Annotated in this window: 1 protein-coding gene; it reads right to left on the reverse strand. The window is 63.5% G+C overall.

The annotated features are described in order from the left end of the window. Positions 1-51 precede the first annotated feature (51 nt). A partial coding sequence (locus tag AWB68_RS44605; protein WP_087650420.1) for an IS1634 family transposase occupies positions 52-1,683 on the reverse strand: 1,632 nt, incomplete at its 5' end.

A 1,683-nucleotide genomic window follows, 5' to 3' on the forward strand; every position in this document is an offset into this window, starting at 1 on the left:
GCGCGCATAATCCTTTGATTTATCAGGATTATTCTTTTGCGAGTGAGACGATTACTGGGTACAAGGGGTGGGGTTGACGTTGAGCAGGCGGAAGGCCTTCTCTTGTATCGGCGTCGGCCGCGTGATCATCACGATCTTTGCTTGCGGATTGAGAGGGGTGTGGCAGACGTTGTACGCAAGCGTGGCCAGATCATCGAGCAGTGTGCGAAAGCTATGGACCGGCAAGCCGTCCTCGCTAAGCCGGGTGGTGTCCTTGGTTTTGGCCTGGTCCGAGCGCCGTGCTTTAGCGACTGGCGAGGGTCGAGTGGCACGCGCGAGCTCGATGTATTCGTCATCAAACAGCATCGGCTTTAACGTCTCGCGCATGTGCCACTCGACGTAATAAGCGAGCATGCATAGAAAGACATGCGCCCGCACGCGTTGGGCGTTCCAGTGGAACACGGGGCGCACCTGCAGATCGACCGTCTTGAGCGAACGGAAGGCGCGCTCCACGACCGCCAGTCCCTTATAGGCCGTCACGGCCGCCTCGGCTGACAGAGCCTCTGCCGGCAAACTCGTACGTACGACATACAGGCCATCGAGCGCGGCCTCCTGCTGGATCTGCGCGGTCTTGCGCTCCCAGCTAAAGCTCGAGTCAGTGATGCTCAACTCGAAGTGCTTGGCCATCTTGAAGTGATCGATGACGCGACCCACCCGCAAGGCAATCGCTTCGGTGCCCTTGAGCCGATTGCGCGCGCGTGTGGTCGCCTCGGCGATCTTCATCAATTCGGCTTCGGTGGCCTGCAGCAGCGCCTCGCGTTTGCGGCTGCGCTCCTCGGCTAATAACGGATTGCGGCACACGATGAGTCGCTCACCGGGAAACGCCTCACTGGTCACCTCCAGCAGATTGCGCTCATCGAATAGCGAGGGCTGGAAGGGTCCCTTCTCGTGGGCGAGTGCGGCCATCTGCGGCGCGCGCAGGCTGCTCACCCAGTCAAGGCCCGCGGGGCGCAAGACCGTGTCGATGCGCGCCTGCGTGAGCATGCCCCGATCGCCCACCCAGGCGAGCTTCTCGATGCCATAGCGGTGCTTGAGCTTGTCCACCTGCGATGCCACGGTAGCCGGATCGGCGGTGTTGCCAGCGAACACTTCGACGGCCACCGGACAACCGTCGCTCGTGCAGATCAAGCCGAACACGATTTGCGGATCGTCGCGCTTGCCATCGCGGCTATAACCGTGGGCGGCGAGTTCGCAGCAGCGTCCGGTCAGCCACGTGGAGGTGAGGTCATAGAGCACCAGCGTACTGCCGCTCAGATGCCGCTGGGCAAGTCGCTTCTCGATGCCTTCCTGCGCTTCGCCGAGCCAGTCGAGCGCCGCATAGAGCTGCTCAAGTTCGATTTCGCCCAACTTCAGCAGCCGCGACAGCGAGTGAGTCGCGGTCTGTTCGCACAACATGCGATGGGTGGCGAGCTTGGAGGCAGGCGAGACCACCCGCGCCACCAGGAGCGCCATCAGCACCGAGCGCAGCGCGGCAGGCGCCGCCGCAAACCACTGCTCGGCGCCGCAGGCGCGGGCCGCGCCGAGCACGGCGGCCACGTGCCCGTGGGGCAGGCTACGCTCGATCACGAAGGCCTCCTCGGCGGAGGACACCGCGACACCGCCGCGTAAGAGGACCTTCAAGCCTTCGATGACCTCGGCGGGCAG

The sequence above is a fragment of the Caballeronia choica genome (assembly GCF_001544535.1).
Taxonomy (GTDB): Bacteria; Pseudomonadota; Gammaproteobacteria; order Burkholderiales; family Burkholderiaceae; genus Caballeronia; species Caballeronia choica.